This window comes from Chryseobacterium sp. CG10_8, assembly GCF_058117085.1.
Genome location: NZ_JBYVEB010000035.1, coordinates 1 through 18,702, shown reverse-complemented (window position 1 = coordinate 18,702; position 18,702 = coordinate 1). Strand labels below are relative to the sequence as shown.

The following is an 18,702-nucleotide window of genomic DNA, read 5'->3' as shown; positions in this document are numbered from 1 at the left end:
TTTAAATTATAAATTTTAAATTTTGGGATTTTCATTAATTGATGTAGAAAGTGATGCAGAGGTAATTAATCTAAAATCTAAAATCTAAAATCTAAAATCTATAAAACATGTCAAATAAAAATAAATCAAGTAGATTTAATAAAATCACCATCGGTTTAGCTTCGCCGGAGTCCATTCTTCAGGATTCCAGAGGGGAGGTTTTGAAGCCGGAAACTATTAACTATAGAACACACAAACCAGAAAGAGACGGATTGTTCTGCGAGAAAATCTTTGGTCCTGTTAAGGATTATGAGTGTGCTTGTGGAAAATACAAAAGAATCCGTTACAAAGGAATCGTGTGCGACCGTTGTGGTGTAGAAGTTACGGAGAAAAAAGTACGTCGTGAGAGAATTGGACATATCAATTTGGTAGTTCCGGTTGCTCACATTTGGTACTTCCGTTCTTTGCCTAACAAGATCGGTTACCTTCTTGGATTGCCTTCTAAGAAATTGGATATGATTATCTATTACGAAAGATATGCAGTTATCCAACAAGGTATTGCTAAGAAAGCAGACGGCTCTGACTTCGACGACATGGAGTTCCTTACAGAAGAAGAATATTTGGATGTATTAGAAACTTTACCAATCGAAAATCAATATTTAGATGATTCTGACCCTAACAAGTTTATCGCTAAAATGGGAGCAGAAGCAGTTGAAGAATTATTGAAGAGAATCGACATGGATGCATTGTCATTCGATTTGAGACATAAAGCTCACAACGAAGGTTCTAAGCAAAGAAGAACTGAAGCATTAAAAAGATTAAATGTTGTTGAAGCTTTGAGAGGAGCTAATACAAGAATGATCAACCGCCCAGAATGGATGGTAATGCGTGTACTTCCAGTTATACCACCAGAATTGAGACCATTGGTTCCATTGGATGGAGGACGTTTTGCAACTTCTGACCTTAATGACCTTTACAGAAGAGTTATTATCAGAAATAACCGTTTGAAGAGACTTTTAGAGATTAAAGCTCCAGAAGTAATCTTAAGAAACGAGAAGCGTATGCTTCAGGAATCAGTAGATTCATTATTCGATAACACAAGAAAATCTTCGGCTGTTAAGTCTGAGTCTAACCGTCCATTGAAATCACTTTCTGATTCATTGAAAGGTAAGCAAGGACGTTTCCGTCAGAACTTATTAGGAAAAAGGGTAGACTACTCTGCGCGTTCGGTAATTGTCGTTGGACCTAACCTTCAACTTCACGAATGTGGTATTCCTAAAGATATGGCTGCGGAATTGTACAAGCCGTTTATCATTAGAAAATTAATCGAAAGAGGAATTGTAAAAACTGTAAAATCAGCAAAGAGAATCATCGACAGAAAAGAACCTGTTGTTTATGATATCTTGGAAAACGTGATGAAAGGACACCCGGTTCTATTGAATAGGGCACCTACACTTCACAGATTGGGTATCCAAGCTTTCCAGCCTAAGATGATTGAAGGAAAAGCAATTCAACTTCACCCATTAGTAACAACGGCATTCAACGCCGACTTTGATGGTGACCAGATGGCGGTTCACTTACCATTAGGACCAGAAGCAATTTTGGAAGCTCAATTGTTGATGTTAGGTTCGCAGAACATTTTGAACCCAGCTAACGGTTCTCCAATTACGGTACCTTCTCAGGACATGGTTTTGGGTCTATATTTCATGACCAAAGAAGCAAGTTCGACTGAGGATTACCAAGTAAAAGGAGAAGGATTAGCGTTTTATTCTCCTGAGGAAGCAGAGATTGCTTATAACGAAGGTAGAGTATCTCTTAACGCAAAAGTTAGATGTAGAGTTCCTGTTAAAAATGAAAACGGCGAATTAGAAGTAAAATTGACCAACACTACTGTAGGTCGTATTTTGTTCAACCAAATTGTTCCAAAACAAGTTGGATATATCGACGAATTGTTGACTAAAAAATCGTTGAGAAACGTTATTGGTAAAATCTTAGCAGACACAGATTTCCCTACTACAGTGAAATTCTTGGATGCAATGAAGGATTTAGGATATGCTAACGCTTTCAAAGGAGGTCTTTCTTTCTCATTGGGAGATATTGTAATTCCTGCTGAAAAAACCAAAATGATTGCTCAAGCGGTAAGCGAAGTAGACGAGATCAAGGACAACTATAACATGGGTCTTATCACGGATAACGAGCGTTATAACAAAGTAATTGACGTTTGGACCAATACCAATGCTGGATTGACCGAGATGATCATGAGCAGAATGAAAACCGATCAAGGTGGATTCAACTCTGTGTATATGATGCTTGATTCTGGTGCGAGGGGTTCTAAAGAACAGATTCGTCAGTTATCAGGGATGAGAGGTTTGATGGCAAAACCACAAAAAGCAGGTTCAGTTGGGGCGGAGATTATCGAAAACCCAATTGTAGCTAACTTTAAAGAAGGTCTTTCCATCTTAGAGTACTTTATCTCAACCCACGGTGCTCGTAAAGGTCTTGCGGATACCGCACTTAAGACAGCGGATGCTGGTTACTTAACAAGAAGGTTGGTAGACGTTGCACAAGACGTAATCATCAATGAGGACGATTGTGGAACGTTAAGAGGTACCGAAGTTTCTCCATTAAAGAAAAACGACGAAATAGTAGAAAAACTTTCCGAAAGAATTTTAGGTAGAGTTTCTCTTCATGATATTTATGATCCAGAGACTGACGAAGTTATTGTTAATGCAGACGAATTAATTGACGAAAGATTAGCAGCAAAAATCGAAAGCGTTGGAATCGAAACTGTAGAAGTACGTTCTCCATTAACTTGTGAAGCCAAAAAAGGTATCTGTGCTAAATGTTACGGACGTAACTTGGCAACAGGTAAGCCAATTCACATGGGAGAAGCTGTAGGGGTTATCGCTGCACAATCTATTGGGGAACCAGGAACTCAGTTAACATTGAGAACCTTCCACCAAGGGGGTACTGCAGGTAACGTATCAGAAAATCCAACCATTGTTGCGAAAAGAGATGGTATCGTTGAAATGGATGAAGTAAGAACAATTACTTCCGAAATGGAAGAAGGTAAAACTTCAGAAGTGGTGGTATCTCGTTCAACGGAATTCCGTTTATTAGCTGATAACGCTGCAAGAACACCAATCATGATTGCTAACATTCCTTACGGTTCTGAATTAGCTGTTAAACCTGGTGATAAAGTGAAGAAAGGAGACCTTATTGCGAAATGGGATCCATATAACGCGGTAATTATTGCAGAAAGTGCAGGTAAGGTAGAGTACGAAGATATTATTCAAGGTATTTCCTTCCAATTGGAGATTGACGAAACTACTGGATTCGAAGAAAAAGTAATTTCTGAATCAAGAAATAAGAAAGCGATTCCTACTTTGAGAGTTGTAGATTCCAAAGGAGAAGAGCAAAAATCTTATAACCTTCCAGTTGGAGCTCACTTAATGGTTAACGATGGTGAAAAAATTAAGGCTGGTAAAGTCTTAATCAAAATCCCAAGAAAATCTGCAAAAGCAGGGGATATCACCGGAGGTCTTCCAAGAGTTACCGAATTATTCGAAGCAAGAAATCCTTCTAATCCAGCAGTTGTTACTGAGATTGACGGGGTAGTTTCTTACGGAAAAATCAAGAGAGGTAACCGAGAATTGATTGTTGAAGCTAAGACAGGAGAAAGAAAAATTTATTTAGTTAAATTATCTAACCAGATTTTGGTTCAGGAGAATGACTTCGTAAGAGCTGGATCTCCATTGTCTGATGGATCTATCACTCCAGAAGATATTCTTAAAATCAAAGGGCCAACTGCGGTTCAGGAATATTTGGTTAACGAGATTCAGGAAGTTTACCGTTTACAAGGGGTGAAAATCGACGATAAGCATTTCGAAATTATTGTTCGTCAGATGATGACCAAAGTTTCAATTGTTGACGGAGGTGATACTCAATTCTTGGAAGGTGCTTTGGAACACAAATTAGATTTCTTGGAAGAAAATAACAGAATCTTCGGATTGAAGGTTGTTATGGAAGCAGGAGATTCTAAAGAGTTCAAGCCAGGACAGATGATTACTGCAAGAGAATTACGTGACGAAAACTCTAAGTTGAAGCGTGAAGATCTACAGTTGGTTGAAGTGCGTGAAGCGCTTCCTGCAACAGCGACTCCAGTATTACAAGGTATTACAAGAGCAGCGTTACAGACCAAGTCATTCATGTCTGCAGCATCGTTCCAGGAAACAACCAAAGTTCTTAACGAGGCAGCAGTTGCAGGTAAAGTTGATGACCTTAACGGATTGAAAGAGAACGTTATCGTTGGACACAGAATCCCTGCAGGAACTGGTCTTAAAGAATACCAAAACGTAATTGTTGGTTCTAAGAGAGAGTTCGAAGACCTTAACTAAATAAAGACTTTAGAAGTTAGACTTTAGATATTAGATTTGTATATTTGCAATGAAAGTTATCTAATTTCTAACTTCTATTATCTAACATCTAAAAAAATAAATTAAAGAAAATGGAAAATCAAAATCAAGATCCAAACAACATCAACATCGAATTGAATGAAATGGTAGCAGCTGGGGTATATGCTAACTTAGCTTTAGTTAATCACTCTCCATCTGAATTTGTTTTGGACTTTATCCAATTAATGCCTGGTGTACAGCAAGCTAAAGTAAGAAGCAGAGTAATTCTTGCTCCTCTTCATGCAAAAAGAGTTTTGGCTGCACTTCAACAAAATATCGCTAACTACGAGCAACAATTCGGAGAAATCAAAGAATTGGAACCTTTCGTATTAGGACAAAACGTTCCTCAAGCGTAATCTTTTTTCGATTTAGAAAAAAAAATAATCCGTCTCAATTTGAGACGGATTATTTTTTGGACTAATAGTCTATTGTTTTTTAAGGACAATTGTAAAATTCAATGATTCTAACCGTATTGTTAGTTAAGGTAACAGTGGTAGTTCCACCCGTAGGGCTTGATGGAGACCAAGCGGCCTGAGGAACGATGGATACAACGTATGTGCCATTTGGTAGACCAGAGAAGAAAACGTTTCCATTAACATCAGTGACACCGGTAGCTACAGTTGTACCTGAGCTATTTTTCACGTTAAAAGTGTAGCCACTTCCAACTTGATCAACATTATCATAAATTTTGTCACAATTTTCATCGAGAATGTTGAGAATACTTATGGTGTTATTCTCGCAGCAACCATCAACATTATTGGAGATAGAACTATCTCCCGCATGGGTTGTTAGAGATCCCGCAAATGAAAAACCTGTCACGACATTACTTGTATTGATTAAGTAAGCTCTAATTGAATAACTTCCTGCTGATAGTGTAAGCGATGAAGTCGTCCAACTAGCAGTTGCAGCAGGGAAAGTGTAAGTAGAACTTGTACTTTTAACAGTTGAGGTTAGATTATCGATAAGTTCAAAATAGATTTGATCATCTCCCCTAAAAGTGAAATTAAAGTCGATACTTGTGTTTTTAAGTACACAAAAAGATCTTTCGAAAATATATGGAACTCTTGTTCCATTGGCGTTAGTAGCGTTATTACAGCCAAAACTATTAGTTGTTCCCAAATTCATTGGGGCTAGGGTCGAAGCAGTTGCTTGGTTAACCCAACCTGTGTTAGTTGCATTAGCAAAGTTTACAACATAAGCGCTACCATTGATACTAGACGTTAGTGGACTTGTACAAGAGACAAGGGGTGGGTTGTTTAATAGTTTCCAAAAAGGATCAATAACTCCAGATACTGGGGCTAATAAATTTCCATCAGTTCCTATCCCGGTCGATAAGTTAAGAGCGTTCGTTGCAGTACATCCCTGGTTAATTTGGGCGTCATCAGATGTATTGTATTCGTCTTTTCTACAATTATTGAGGAAAACAACGCTAGCTAGTATGATTGATAAGAGAAATAATCTCTTGTAAAATCTAAAATTTTTCATAATATAAGTATATTTTGTAAGTGCATTTTGTCTAAGTGGCAAAATGCACTTGTATTGTTAATTATTTTTCGTCTGGACAGATTACTCTCATTTCAGTTCTTCGGTTAATGTCATGTTCTGCTTCAGTACATTTCACTCCATCTGCACAATTATTAAGAAGTTTTCTTTCCCCATATCCTTTTCCGATTAATCTATTTCTGGAAATTCCTTGTGAAACGATGTAGTTAACAGCATTGTTAGCTCTTCTTTGAGATAGATCATCATTATACTTTTGTGATGCTCTGGAATCAGTGTGGGAAGAAAGCTCTACTTTAACTTGTGGATTATCTTGCATAAATTGTACAAGTCTATTCAGTTCTGGTTTAGCATCATCTCGGATAAAATCTTTATCTAAATCGTAAAGTATGTTTTTCAAGATGATCGCGTTTTTGCAATCTACTTTGTCCATACAAACTTCTAATTTGATAAATAACGTTTTGTTTCTGTCATAATCGCTAGTTAATAAGGTAACAGTCTGAGACATATAATCTCCTTTTTTACCAAAAATACTGTAGTTGACATTCTGAACAGCGTGGAATAGAAATTCTCCGTTACTGTTAGAATTTGTTGATTTCTGAACTCCCATTTGATTGTTTTTCAGAGTAACCAAGACATCGCTGAGAGGAGTGTTGCTGTTACATACCACCACTTTTCCTTTTACGATAAAGTTTTCGTCGGTGTATTGAACTTCTTTTTGAATTGGTGTTCCTGATTCTTTGCACTGTTCGAATTCAGCTTTTGTAATCCAATTTTCAGATAGGCTTACATCATATAATTTTCCTTTGACTGTGTAGTTATTTGGTAGAACATTCTTGAAAACTACAACTCCGTAAGAATTAGTAGTTCCAGTTTGAGCTACATTTCCGCTTTCATCCATTAACACAACATCTGTATTATCTAACAGTTCTTTGGTGAATTTGTCACGAGCGGTAATAGTTACATCACATCCGCAAGTCGCACAACAGAATGGTTGGTGAGCTTGTCCACAAACGGGGCAAACCTCTTCTTTAACCTTAGTTTTTCCTCCAAAGGCATAAACTAATCCTGCATAAGCACCAATAGAATGAAGTTCGCAATCGCAAGATTCGGTTCTAGTTACTAAATCTTTTGACGAGTCAATGTAATAATTTTCGTCTGTACTGAAAGCGCTGTATCCAGCGGATATTCCAGCTGAGTTGAGCAAGTCAGGAGTGCCGTAATGTTGTAAATAATATGCTCCTAGTAAAAATCCAAAATTTCTATTGAAGAAATAAGTGTATTGTAAGGATGCCTTGGTGGAAAATACACTTTTAGCATCATAACCTGCATGATAATTGAGAAGAACTGGGGAAATTATCCCATCATCTCCAGATAAAGAAGTCAGTCCTCCTTTGATATTAGCAAGACCAGCTCTAAGTTTGAGCTCCAATGCGCTTTTATTGGTTTTTTGATACTTAAAACTTGGGCCAATACCATAGAAGATACGGATGACATGATCTTCCATTATCCAAAATTTGGTCAAAGCATTACCGCCATAGAAAAGATTCTCTGTCGGATAGGTACTTTGGGGCTTATTCGAGATATAATCGAAGTCAGCACCGATACCAATCCATCTCCAGTAATAATCTAATGAAGCTCCAGCTTCGAGTCCACCCTTATAATTAATATAAGGAGTATTGTTTCCAAACGCGGGGATGTCGTATCCTCCTCTAATTGAAAATCGCAAACCCGAGTCTCTAAGGGTTTCAGAATCAGGGCTAGTCTGTGCAATAGACTGTGAAAAGATCCCAAAAAGGATCAGCGTGAGTAATAGTTTTAAATTTTTCATAGTAGTAAAATTTTAGTTATGTGAGTTATTTAACTACCGCAAATTTGAAAATACTCAGAATGCGAATTATCAAGGATAACACTAATTTTTATTGGATTTTCACTATTTTTTATGGGTGTTTTTCCCTATTTCGTATATTGAAAAAGAATTAACTTTGATAAAATGAAAAAATAGCATTATGAAAACAAATTTGAAAAACTCAGTTTTAGCAATGGGAGTCATTGCACTAACCTTTAGTTCTTGTCAACCTCCCAAGAATGATGGTGGATCGTCTTTTGATTATCAAGGTGTTCCATCTAACATTATTTCTTTGGAGCAAGGTAAAGAAATGAAGGATACTTATACAAGAAATGTAGCATCTGTTATTGAGAAGGTGAAATCCAACAATGGTGAGGTGTACAATGCAACGGAGTTTACCTATATCGATTTGGATTCTTTGAAGAAGTACATCGCTTTTTTGGAAGAAGTAGAAAGACTTAATAAGAAGGAAATTTCTGGAATCAGAATTTATTTTGCAGCCAAACCAGAGAGTAGTAAGGACAATCCTGGAAGAGAAACCATGTTTTTTGCGCCAACGACATCATTTGCATCAGCCTCTGATTTGACAGCAGAACAAAAACAATATCCCTTGTTGCAGAATGTTCCTTTCTTTATCCAACCTACAGATGCTGGCAATAAATATGTTGGCGAGTTTCGTCCGTTAGAGTCTTTGCTTTTTTCCAAGGATTATGGTAGAAGTGCTCAACGTGATGGTACATATCAAGTGAAGAAAGCAGCAATACAGCCATCAAATCCAACTTTGGATCCAACGAGTGTATTAGCAGATGAGCTAACAATGACACCACCTCCTGGTAGGTAAATAACTCATCAATAGCTTTAACAATGGAGAATTTTAAATATATAGTACTGTTTGTGGAGATTTTGTCTGCATTCTTGGCAATTTTGTTTTACAAGAAGTACAGTGGTACTTTTACTAAATATTTTTTGCCATTGTTATTATATGGAATTTCAAGTGAATTATTTGGTCTATGGTATACTGAAAGCATTAATAAAAATAATGTTGTCATTTTTAATATCTATAGAATAATAGAGTTTAGCTTCTACTTTTTGTTATACCTTAATTTGACAAGAAAGACATCAAATCGCAAGACAATAATTATTTTTTACGGTTTATATTTGTTGTCGGTTGGTGTTAATTTCTTTGTAGAAGATTTCAGAACCGTTTATTTCAGTACCCCCTATTTTATTGGTGCATCTCTCATACCCATTTCCATTATTATTTATTTTTCTGAAATTTTAAATACGGAAAGGGTTTTAAATATCAATAGGTCATTTACATTTTGGTTAAGTATTGCAATATTTATCTATTATGTTACAAGTATACCATTTAAGATGATTTCTACAAAATACTATGAAACCTTAAGCGGAATTCCTAACTTTTTTGCATATTATTTTTCTACAGTATTAATATATTATTTAATTATTTGTTTTGGTTTGATATGGAGCAAGAAAATATAGATATTATCCTTTTAGTTGCTATGCTATCACTGTTTCTTCTGAGCGGGGTTGTCATTTTTTTGTTTTGGATTTTTCAGAGCAAAAAGAATTACCTATTAATCAAACAGAAGGAAGAACAAGAGAAATTTGATCGGGAAATTATTGATCTGCAAATTGAAGTTAGAGAACAAACATTGCGTAACATTAGTTGGGAGCTCCATGATAATATTGGGCAAATGTTGACTTTGGCAAAGATTCAGTTGCAAGGTATGGAGACAGATTCTAGAGTGGTGGAGGTCAAAGAGACCATAGGTAAGGCACTCAGTGAGATTAGACATCTTTCCAAAACAATCAATCCTGAGTTCATTAAGAATATTGATCTTGTCAGTGCGCTGAAGTTGGAGATGGAGCGCTTTAATCGTTTGAATAGTGTCAGTTCGGAGTTGGTTATCGAAGGACAAGAATTCGCTATTTCTGACGAAGTAGAGTTGGTTCTTTTCAGAATTTTACAAGAATTTTTTTCCAATACGATTAAGCATTCTCAGGCAGATGAGCTTAAAGTACTTTTGAAGTTTGAAGAATCCAAAATCATTATTATAGCCAAGGAAAATGGGATTGGATTTGATACTAATAACATCCCCAAAAACGGTATTGGACTTTCTAATATCGAAAAAAGGGGTAAATTAATCGGAGCTGATGTCAAATTATTTTCTCAAATTGGTCAAGGCTCTGAATTAAACATTATATACCACAAAACTAAATTATTATGAAACGTTATAGAGTAGTCATCGCAGAAGACTACAAGCTACTTTCGCAAGCCATTGCAGAAATGGTGAATCAGTTTGATCAGTTTGAAGTCATCTATACTTGTGGAAATGGTAAAGAACTAATAGAGAAAGTCTCAACGTCAACCGTTCCAGACATGGTTTTGATGGATGTTAATATGCCCATAATTAATGGGATAGAAGCAACAAGATGGCTTCATCAGCATCATCCAGATGTCTTGGTAATGGCGCTTTCTGTTGAAGATGACGAGAGGACCATAATCGAAATGGTGAAAGCTGGTGCCAAAGGCTATTTGCTAAAAGATACCGACAAAAAAACGTTGGAAAATGCTTTAAGAACGCTCATGGAAAGTGGAGTATATCATACCAAAATGGTCAATACAGCTCTCATGCATTCTCTTCATAATGAAGATCTGCATCTGAAAGATACGGAAAGAACTTTTCTCAATTTAATTTGTACCGAGATGACCTACAAGGAGATAGCGGATCAGATGAATCTTAGTCCAAAAACCATTGATGGTTATAGAGATCAATTGTTTGTAAAACTCAATGTCAAAAATCGAATTGGCTTGGTACTTTATGCCATTAAGCACAAAATTTATGAGGTCTAGGACAGCGATTTGTTTTTACTGAGGTAGCCAGATCCTATTTTGAAGAATAGAAAAGCTCCAGTTGCGCAAAGTGCCATGATTCCAGATAGGGGAAGTAATGTTCCATTTTCTAGGATACTCACTAAAGAAGAAACGCCAGCACCAACCGCCATTTGCACTGCTCCTAACAAAGCGGAAGCATTTCCTGCATTATTTCCAAAGTGTTCTAGCGAGAGCGCTGAAGCATTCGGGAAAATAAAACCTTGCCCACATAGAAAAAGGAAGATGAGAGCAACAGCGAGATAGACGTTGACAAATCCTAAAAAGGAAAGAACGAAAAAAGTGATTCCCATAACCGATTGCAGAAGGGTTGCTGCAAAAATAATTTGTTTGCTAGACCATCGCTTGAGGACAATATGATTGAGCTGCGCCGAACCGATAACACCAACAGAAATAATGGCAAAAATAATCCCGAATTGCTTTTCTGAAACATGAAAAAGAGTCATAAAAGCATATGACGAACCACTGATATATGCATAAAGTCCAGCGTAAGCTATTGCTCCTGTTAATGCATAGATGTAGAATTGAGGGTTGATTCCTATTTTAATATAATTCTGGATAATATATTGAGGTTTCAAAGAAAAGTTGAGATTAGGTTGGCGACTGTTCGGAAGCATAAAATGCACTCCCAGTAAAATGAAAAATGCAATGATAGCAAGTAGGATAAAAATAAATTGCCATCCCAAATGGGCGGTAATATAAGCTCCCAAAGTTGGAGCAATCAACGGTGAAACAGAAATTACCAACATCATCAATGCGAAAATTTTAGGAATTTCTTCTTGTTCGAAAATGTCCTTAACAACGGCTCTTGCAGCTACCATTCCAACGCAACTTCCTAAAGCCTGTAGAAATCTAAAAGCAATAAGTCCATCTGCTGATTTAGCTGTAGAACATGCAATCGAGGCCAAAATATAAATGGAAAGTCCCCAGAAAAGAGGTCTTTTTCTTCCAAAACGTTCAAGCAAAGGACCATAGAAAAGCTGCCCAAATGAGATTCCAACGAAGAAACTCGACATCGAAAGCATAATTCTGCTCACATCGGTATTCATATGTTCTGCCATGTTTTCGAAGGCAGGCAAATACATATCGATGGATAAAGGGCCAATTGCAGAAAGTAATCCTAAAATTAAGATAAGGAAGAATCTGTTTTTCTTTTCTTTCATTTTTGAGTTATAGAAGGGTAGAAGCAACTTTAATTTCGAAATATCAAATTGCTGAAATTTGTCTAACTGATGAAGTTTTGGTGAAGTGATCAAAAAAATGAAAAGAGACCGCAAAACTACAGTCTCTTTTATTTTGTAAGTAATCCGAAGATTATTTTTTTGCACTGATGTTAAGGTCAAGATCAACTTCTTGAGAAATCATCCAATCTTTTGGATCTCCATCTGTACCATAACTCAATCCCCAATCTTGTCTGTTGATAGTGAATTTTGAAACGATACTTGCTTGTCCGTCAGTGATTTCAACTTTTGCAGGGAAAATTACGTTAACAGTTTTATCCTTGATAGTAAGGTTTCCGCTAATCATTTTGTTAGCACCTTCTACTTTGCTTGCAGCAGCATCTCCTTTGAAATCTTCTACTTTAGTGATGTCAAATTTTACAGTTGGATACTTTGCAGTATCAAAGAAATCTGGGCTTTTCAAGTGTCCATCAAGGTCTGTAGATTTTTTTCCTTCGCTTTTCGCAGGATCAACAGAAGCTGGGTCAGTTGTTAATGTATTGATGTCAGCAACTAAGCTTCCTGAAGTCAAATTACCATCTTCAACAGAAAGAGTTCCTTCGCTTTTTACGATTCCGAATCTTGGATTAAGACCTCCTTTGTGGTAACCAGTCCATTTGATAGTACTGCTTTCTGCATTTACTTTAAGAGTATCTCCGCTTCCTTGCGCTACTTCTTGTTCTGTTCCAGTAGTAGCTTGGTCAGTTTTTGATTCTTTACAAGAGATAACAGTTAGTGCAGCAGAAAGTGCTAAAATTGCTAATTTTTTCATTGTTGTTTGATTTAAATAATAAATTTTGATGTTGCAAATGTAGGTCATGCATTTCTTAAGCACATTGATGTATGATAAGATTTTACTATTTCTTACATGTCGAATTCTGGGAAAGGAATTTTTAATTGAACCGAAACTTGCTTCTTTTCCTCGGTATTGAGGTTAGATAGTGAGATACCAAGTAATCTAACAGGTTTGTCGTAAGGTCTTAACTCCCAAAGTTGAATCGCTGTTTTATAAAAATCAAGCGCATTTTCGTAATATTTTTCCTGCGTTCGGCTTCGGGTAAAGACTGAGAAGTCTTTATATTTTATCTTTAGAGTTAAAGATTTTCCTTTAATTTCCTTTTTTGAAAGTCGTTTTTCTAGTTCTTCGCTGATGATTTTGAGTTCCCGAAAGACAGAAGGATTATCAGATAGATTATCCCAAAAGGTTTCTTCCACGCCCACGCTTTTTTGGATGCGATGAGGTTTCACTTCGCTATTATGGATGCCTCTAACAACGTTGTAATAGTATTGTCCAGACTTTCCAAAAAGCTGAACCAATTCTTCCAAAGATTTTTCTTTCAGTTCTTTACCAGTGTAGATGTGCAGTTCGTGCATTTTGTTGGCGGTGACTTTCCCTATTCCGAAAAATTTTTCAATGGGAAGTTCCTCCATAAAATCCAAAATCTGACTTGGGTGGATGGTTTTTTGACCATTGGGTTTGTTATAATCAGAAGCAACTTTGGCGAGAAATTTATTTACGGAGACCCCAGCTGAAGCTGTTAGTCCTGTTTTTTCAAATATTTTTCTACGAATTTCTTTTGCGATTTCGTTCGCAGATTCCATTCCCTTTTTGTTTTCTGTTACGTCAAGGTAGGCTTCGTCAAGGGAAAGAGGCTCTACCAGATCCGTGTATTCAAAAAAGATTTCTCTGATCTGGGAAGAAATTTCTTTGTAACGCGCAAATCGAGGCTTGATAACAATAAGATGTGGACATAATTCCAACGCTCTTTTTCCAGGCATGGCTGACCGAACTCCAAATTTTCTCGCTTCGTAACTGGATGCCGCAACCACTCCATATTGTCCTCCTCCAACGCAGACTGGTTTTCCTTTTAATTCGGGATTGTCATGCTGTTCCACGGACGCATAAAATGCATCCATGTCAATATGAATAATTTTTCTTTGTGGATGGTCATTCACTGTTGCAAACCATTGGTAACAAGATGAAAGCAAATTTATAAAAGAAATTTTTGATGTTCTGTGCTCTTGAGATTTTCAATTTAAATTTAATAATAGAGAGCGTCATGTTGTTGATTTATAATCTATTGAATGGCTTAACGATTTTATTAAAATTTAAATTAAATAAATTCTTTAAAGATGATTTACCATTTCTTCCTGCGATAATACAAGAAAGTCGAGAGAACAATAATTGCCATCACACCTAAGGTGAAATAATAGCCATATTTGGTTTTGAGTTCTGGCATGTTTTCGAAATTCATTCCGTAAAGTCCAGCAATAAAGGTGATTGGTAAAAAGTACACCGAAAACTGCGTGAGGACCTTCATGGTCTGATTGGCCTTTTGGTCGGTCAAAGCCAAAAACATCGAAATCAAATTGACTACTTGTGCGTTGAGGTGGTCAAAATCTGCAATGACATCTTTGTACTTGTCTTTGAGATCAGTGATTTCCATATCGCTCAATTTCAGAAGCTGCATCTTATCTACCCAAGTCGAAGAAATACTGAGAATTCTCGTGTTGAGTCCTGATTTTCTTTTCAATCGATAAAGTTTTCTTAGAAATTGGGAAGCATTGACGTTACTGTGCATGAAAATTTCGTTTTCGCGTTCATCAATGACATTCAAAATTCTTTTGGACTCATCATCAAATGATTTAATGACCTTCAATGCGAGATGCAACGCAATTTTATCAACGTTCATTTCTTTATCTTTCAAGAAAACTTCTTTTTTGGTCTCGTAGATGCTTTTATTTTTGAGTCGATGAAACGTAATAATTGTTTTATCCAAAATGAAAATCCCCAATTTGGTGCTGACATCGCTAATGCTGTTGAGATTGGTTCTTTGTAGTTCAGTGTTTTCCCGCATTAGATAGAATTTTACCTCGTCATTTCCTTCATATTTTGGAAGGTGATTGGGGTCAATCGTATCTTCGAGCAGCAGTTCGTTGATGCCATAACGGTCATGGATAAACTGGAAATCCTCTGGTGTTGCTGATTCTACATCAACCCACTCACAATGTTCATTTTTGAAAGCTATTTCTACAGGCATAAGTTGTCTTTTTTAATTGTATTATTCCAAGGAATAATATTTATGGTTTTAGGACTTTCATTAGAATGAGTTCCATTTTTTTATAGCATTCGAAATTAGGGTGCACACCATCGTCTGCAAGTTCCTTAGGAAGCCCATTTTTAGAATCCTTTAATTCAGTATGATAATCAACGTAGGGAATTTTATTTTTCACGGCATAAGCTTTAATCATCTTATTTAAAGCAATAATTTTTTCCGCTGGTTGAAGTCCTTTTCTCCACGGAAAATCCGATGCGGGAAGAACGGAACAAAGCACCACTTGTATTTTATTGGCTTTCGCCAACTCTGCCATGGAAACGATATTTTCAAACACTTTGTCTAAAGAAATCGGACCGCCATTTTCAGCAATATCATTGGTTCCCGAAAGTATAACCACTCGTTTGGGTTGGAGATTAATCACGTCCTGACGAAAGCGCAATAACATTTGAGAAGAAGTTTGCCCCGAAATTCCACGACCTACAAAGTTGTTTTTCGTGAAAAATTCTGGGTCTTGAGCACGCCAACCTTCAGTGATAGAATTGCCCATGAAAACCGTGTTAGGCTTTATGTTTTGTGATTTTAGTTCTTGATTGTCTTTCTCGTATTTACCGAAATTGGCAAAGTCTTGCCCATAGAATATTCCTGACATTAGCGTTAAAAATAAGATTAAAGTTTTCATGTTTTTAATATATGAACATTCTCAATTCTCAACTTTCCATTTTCAATTACCCAAAAGCTCTTTTCAGTAGGCTTTCTACTTTTGGCTCGCTTCCGCGGAAATTTTTATATAGTTCCATTGGGTCTTTGGTTCCCCCTTGCGACAGCAGATATTTATATTTTGAAGCAATTTCAGGATTGAAAATTCCATTTTCTTTAAAATATTGAAAGGCATCCGCATCCAAAACCTCCGCCCATTTGTACGAGTAATATCCCGCCGAATATCCTCCTTGGAAGATGTGTGAAAAGCTGTTACTTATCGCGGTTTCTGGGTTTTTTGGATAAAGATTGGTCTTCGCAGTAATCTCATCTTCGAAAGTTTTTACATCAAAAGAATCAGTGTCCAAAGATGAGGTAAATTGGCCGTGATACGACATATCCAAAATTCCGAATCCTAATTGTCTTAGCGTTTGGTAACCCTCCATAAAGTTTTTTGATTCAGAGATTTTTTCAATTTTTTCGTCAGGTAAAACTTCTCCTGTTTTATAGTGTTTTGCAAAGGTTTTCAAGAATTCAGGCTCGTAGCAATAGTTTTCTAAAAATTGCGATGGCAACTCAACGAAATCCCATTTCACTGAAGTTCCTGAAAGATTCGGATATTGAGTGTCCGCCATAACGCCATGCAAAGCATGACCAAACTCGTGAAACAAAGTCGTCACTTCTTGAAAAGTCAATAGACTTGGAGTGTCTTTCGTTGGCTTCGAGAAGTTGCAAACCACGGAAATATGAGGACGATGGTTTTCCCCATCTTTTTTATATTCATTTTTGAAACTCGTCATCCAGGCTCCCGCACGTTTTCCTTTTCGTGGGTGGTAATCGACGTATAATAAAGCTTTATATTGCGTTGATAGTTGTTGGTTGTCAGTTGCTGGATTTCCTACTTCTTGCTTCCAGCTTCCTACTTCTGGCTTAGTGTTTTCAGTCTCGTGTCTCGTGTCTTGTGTCTCGATTCTCTCTATAATCTCATAAGTCCTCACATCTTCATGGTATTTTTGGACTTCGTGAATTTCTTTAAATTCTAATCCGAAAAGTGTTTTCGCTAAACCAAATACCGCATCCTGAACTTTTTCCAATTCGAAGTAGGGCTTCAGTTCTTCATCATTAAAATCAAATTTTTGTTTGCGTAATTTTTCGGCGTAGAAAGCATGGTCGTACCCTTGAATTTCGTCTATTCCATCGGTTTTTGCCAATGATTTTAGTTCTTCGATTTCCTTTTCGGCATAAGGGGTGGCTTTCTCCAAAAGTTCATTTAGAAATTCGAAAACCTTAGCTGGAGATTTTGCCATACGCTCTTCCAAAACGAATTCAGCGTAATTTTTATAGCCCAATAACTCTGCTTTTTCCTGACGAAGTTTCACTAATTCTTTAATTAAATTCTGATTGTCGAACTCACCACCATCAAATGATTTTTTGCCATTCGCTAAAGCCAATTCCTTTCTCAAGGCTCTGTTTTCGGCATAAGTCATAGCTGGAAGGTAGCTTGGATATTGCAATGTAATCACATAACCCTCCAAATCTCTTTCTTTGGCGTCTTCAGCATATTGCTCCAAAATAGCATCGGGAATTCCCGCCAATTCATCTTTATTGGTAATATGTTTAAAGTATTGATTGGTCGAAGCCAAAACATTTTGCCCGAATTGAAGCGACTTCAAAGACAAGTCCATATTAATCTTCTCCAGTTTCTTTTTGTCTTCTTCATCCAGCAAAGCCCCGTTTCTCACAAAACCTTTGTAAGTTTCGTTGAGTAAGGTCTGTTGCTCTTCATTTAAATTATATTTTTCTTTTTCGTCGAAAACGGTTTTAATTCTGCCAAAAAGGACTTCGTTTTGAGAAATTTTAGAGGAATATTCTGTCAATAAAGGCGAAATTTCTTGAGCTAATTTCTGAATTTCATCGTTGGTCTCCGCCGAATTGAGATTGAAAAAAATACTCGAAACAATATCCAATTGTTCCCCCGAATAAGAAAAAGCTTCAATGGTGTTTTCGAAAGTTGGTGCTTCCGGATTGTTGGCGATGGCATCCACTTCCTTTTCAGAACTTTCGATGAGTTCTTTGAAAGCGGGAAGATAATGCTCTTCTTTAATTTCGTTAAACGGTGCCGATTGATATTTAGTATTGAATTTTTCAGTAAGAATATTGGTCATCTTTTTGTTTAATTTATTTGAAAAGTTTAAAAGCGAAGGTACAAAAAGATTAGACCGTCTCAAAGTAATGTTATCCTCTAATAGGTATAACTAAATGTTTGAAAACACTGGGACTCTTGGTTCGTACTGGTTTCAACGGGAATTATAGTTTCACTGTCCTCTCCATGTAGCGGTGGTTTTTATTACTTTACATTTTTGAATGTTTGCGTTTTCAATGTTTTTAAAGGAAATTTGTATCCTAAAATAGCACAAAAAATGCATCATACGCTTCCATTTGCTTTAGCGCTGATTTTCTTAATCGTCCTTATTGTTTTATTAGCAAAAAAAATAAAAGTTGCTTATCCCATTTTGTTGGTGCTTGCAGGTTTGCTGCTTTGCTTTATTCCTGGGATGCCAGAATTTCGAATAAATCCGGAACTTATTTTCTTTATTTTTCTGCCTCCGCTTTTGTATGAAGCGGCGTGGGCTATTTCGATTAAACAACTAAAGAAATGGTGGCGAATTATTACCAGTTTTGCCTTTTTGGTGGTGTTTTTTACTGCAACGGTGGTGGCTTTATGTTCTAATTATTTTATTCCGGGTTTTTCTATTGCTTTAGGTTTTTTACTGGGTGGAATTGTTTCTCCGCCAGATGCAGTGAGTGCTGGAGCTATTTTGAAATTTGTAAAAGTTCCGAAATCGACCTCTTCGATTTTAGAGGGAGAAAGTTTGTTGAATGATGCTTCGTCCCTAATCATCGTAAGATTTGCTTTGGTTGCCATTGGAACAGGTCAGTTTATTTGGTCAGACGCGATTTTGGATTTTGGATGGATGGTTGCGGGTGGTGCTATTATAGGGCTTGCAATTGGTTGGTTGATTGAAAAAAT

Annotated in this window: 14 protein-coding genes; 6 read left to right on the top strand and 8 right to left on the bottom strand. The window is 36.7% G+C overall.

What is annotated here, in order from left to right:
- Positions 1 to 107: 107 nt before the first annotated feature.
- Positions 108 to 4,376: a DNA-directed RNA polymerase subunit beta' gene (gene rpoC / locus AC4AGG_RS07670; protein ID WP_489771409.1), complete on the top strand. Its 4,269-nt coding sequence runs from the start codon at positions 108 to 110 to the stop codon at positions 4,374 to 4,376.
- A 110-nt stretch (positions 4,377 to 4,486) separates the two neighbouring features.
- Positions 4,487 to 4,789, top strand: a complete 303-nt coding sequence (locus AC4AGG_RS07665) for a DUF3467 domain-containing protein (RefSeq protein ID WP_489771408.1) — start codon at positions 4,487 to 4,489, stop codon at positions 4,787 to 4,789.
- A gap of 79 nt (positions 4,790 to 4,868) precedes the next feature.
- Here AC4AGG_RS07665 and AC4AGG_RS07660 read toward each other — a convergent pair whose 3' ends face one another.
- Both AC4AGG_RS07660 and AC4AGG_RS07655 read right to left on the bottom strand, forming a co-directional pair.
- Entirely contained in the window at positions 4,869 to 5,918 is a 1,050-nt protein-coding gene (locus AC4AGG_RS07660; protein ID WP_489771407.1) for a hypothetical protein, read from the bottom strand.
- A 61-nt stretch (positions 5,919 to 5,979) separates the two neighbouring features.
- Positions 5,980 to 7,764, bottom strand: a complete 1,785-nt coding sequence (locus AC4AGG_RS07655; protein WP_489771406.1) for an OmpA family protein — start codon at positions 7,762 to 7,764, stop codon at positions 5,980 to 5,982.
- A gap of 178 nt (positions 7,765 to 7,942) precedes the next feature.
- Between AC4AGG_RS07655 and AC4AGG_RS07650 the strand changes: the two genes are divergently transcribed.
- From AC4AGG_RS07650 to AC4AGG_RS07640, 3 genes are all read left to right on the top strand, one after another.
- Positions 7,943 to 8,623, top strand: a complete 681-nt coding sequence (locus tag AC4AGG_RS07650) for a hypothetical protein (protein ID WP_489771405.1) — start codon at positions 7,943 to 7,945, stop codon at positions 8,621 to 8,623.
- Positions 8,624 to 9,263: 640 nt separating this feature from the next.
- Entirely contained in the window at positions 9,264 to 10,031 is a 768-nt protein-coding gene (locus AC4AGG_RS07645) for a sensor histidine kinase (protein WP_489771404.1), read from the top strand.
- Positions 10,028 to 10,657, top strand: a complete 630-nt coding sequence (locus tag AC4AGG_RS07640) for a response regulator (protein ID WP_489771403.1) — start codon at positions 10,028 to 10,030, stop codon at positions 10,655 to 10,657. The genes AC4AGG_RS07645 and AC4AGG_RS07640 overlap by 4 nt, the downstream gene beginning before the upstream one ends.
- On the opposite strand, the gene AC4AGG_RS07635 is transcribed toward AC4AGG_RS07640, so the two are convergent.
- The 6 genes from AC4AGG_RS07635 to AC4AGG_RS07610 form a co-directional block, all read right to left on the bottom strand.
- The gene (locus tag AC4AGG_RS07635; RefSeq protein WP_489771402.1) at positions 10,654 to 11,859 is read right to left on the bottom strand and encodes a multidrug effflux MFS transporter; all 1,206 of its coding nucleotides are present in this window, start codon (positions 11,857 to 11,859) and stop codon (positions 10,654 to 10,656) included. The genes AC4AGG_RS07640 and AC4AGG_RS07635 overlap by 4 nt on opposite strands.
- Positions 11,860 to 12,010: 151 nt before the next feature.
- Positions 12,011 to 12,688, bottom strand: a complete 678-nt coding sequence (locus AC4AGG_RS07630; RefSeq protein ID WP_489771401.1) for a YceI family protein — start codon at positions 12,686 to 12,688, stop codon at positions 12,011 to 12,013.
- 92 nt (positions 12,689 to 12,780) lie between these two features.
- Positions 12,781 to 13,905, bottom strand: a complete 1,125-nt coding sequence (dinB, locus tag AC4AGG_RS07625) for a DNA polymerase IV (protein WP_489771400.1) — start codon at positions 13,903 to 13,905, stop codon at positions 12,781 to 12,783.
- Positions 13,906 to 14,054: 149 nt separating this feature from the next.
- Complete coding sequence (locus AC4AGG_RS07620) at positions 14,055 to 14,957, bottom strand: CorA family divalent cation transporter (RefSeq protein ID WP_489771399.1); 903 nt, start codon at positions 14,955 to 14,957, stop codon at positions 14,055 to 14,057.
- Positions 14,958 to 14,997: 40 nt separating this feature from the next.
- A complete protein-coding gene (locus AC4AGG_RS07615) occupies positions 14,998 to 15,654 on the bottom strand; it encodes an SGNH/GDSL hydrolase family protein (RefSeq protein WP_489771398.1) in 657 nt (218 codons plus the stop codon).
- A gap of 46 nt (positions 15,655 to 15,700) precedes the next feature.
- Positions 15,701 to 17,836, bottom strand: coding sequence for a M3 family metallopeptidase (locus tag AC4AGG_RS07610; RefSeq protein ID WP_489771397.1), 2,136 nt, complete (start codon positions 17,834 to 17,836; stop codon positions 15,701 to 15,703).
- A 255-nt stretch (positions 17,837 to 18,091) separates the two neighbouring features.
- Here AC4AGG_RS07610 and AC4AGG_RS07605 point away from each other — a divergent pair.
- On the top strand, positions 18,092 to 18,702 hold a 611-nt coding region (locus AC4AGG_RS07605), incomplete at its 3' end, for a cation:proton antiporter (RefSeq protein ID WP_489771396.1).

What these genes read in the sequence shown, in the direction of transcription:
- rpoC (WP_489771409.1), top strand. Translation starts at nt 108, where the DNA reads ATGTCAAATAAAAATAAATCAAGTAGATTTAATAAAATCACCATCGGT.
- AC4AGG_RS07665 (WP_489771408.1), top strand. Translation starts at nt 4,487, where the DNA reads ATGGAAAATCAAAATCAAGATCCAAACAACATCAACATCGAATTGAAT.
- AC4AGG_RS07660 (WP_489771407.1), bottom strand. Translation starts at nt 5,918, where the DNA reads ATGAAAAATTTTAGATTTTACAAGAGATTATTTCTCTTATCAATCATA.
- AC4AGG_RS07655 (WP_489771406.1), bottom strand. Translation starts at nt 7,764, where the DNA reads ATGAAAAATTTAAAACTATTACTCACGCTGATCCTTTTTGGGATCTTT.
- AC4AGG_RS07650 (WP_489771405.1), top strand. Translation starts at nt 7,943, where the DNA reads ATGAAAACAAATTTGAAAAACTCAGTTTTAGCAATGGGAGTCATTGCA.
- AC4AGG_RS07645 (WP_489771404.1), top strand. Translation starts at nt 9,264, where the DNA reads ATGGAGCAAGAAAATATAGATATTATCCTTTTAGTTGCTATGCTATCA.
- AC4AGG_RS07640 (WP_489771403.1), top strand. Translation starts at nt 10,028, where the DNA reads ATGAAACGTTATAGAGTAGTCATCGCAGAAGACTACAAGCTACTTTCG.
- AC4AGG_RS07635 (WP_489771402.1), bottom strand. Translation starts at nt 11,859, where the DNA reads ATGAAAGAAAAGAAAAACAGATTCTTCCTTATCTTAATTTTAGGATTA.
- AC4AGG_RS07630 (WP_489771401.1), bottom strand. Translation starts at nt 12,688, where the DNA reads ATGAAAAAATTAGCAATTTTAGCACTTTCTGCTGCACTAACTGTTATC.
- AC4AGG_RS07620 (WP_489771399.1), bottom strand. Translation starts at nt 14,957, where the DNA reads ATGCCTGTAGAAATAGCTTTCAAAAATGAACATTGTGAGTGGGTTGAT.
- AC4AGG_RS07615 (WP_489771398.1), bottom strand. Translation starts at nt 15,654, where the DNA reads ATGAAAACTTTAATCTTATTTTTAACGCTAATGTCAGGAATATTCTAT.
- AC4AGG_RS07610 (WP_489771397.1), bottom strand. Translation starts at nt 17,836, where the DNA reads ATGACCAATATTCTTACTGAAAAATTCAATACTAAATATCAATCGGCA.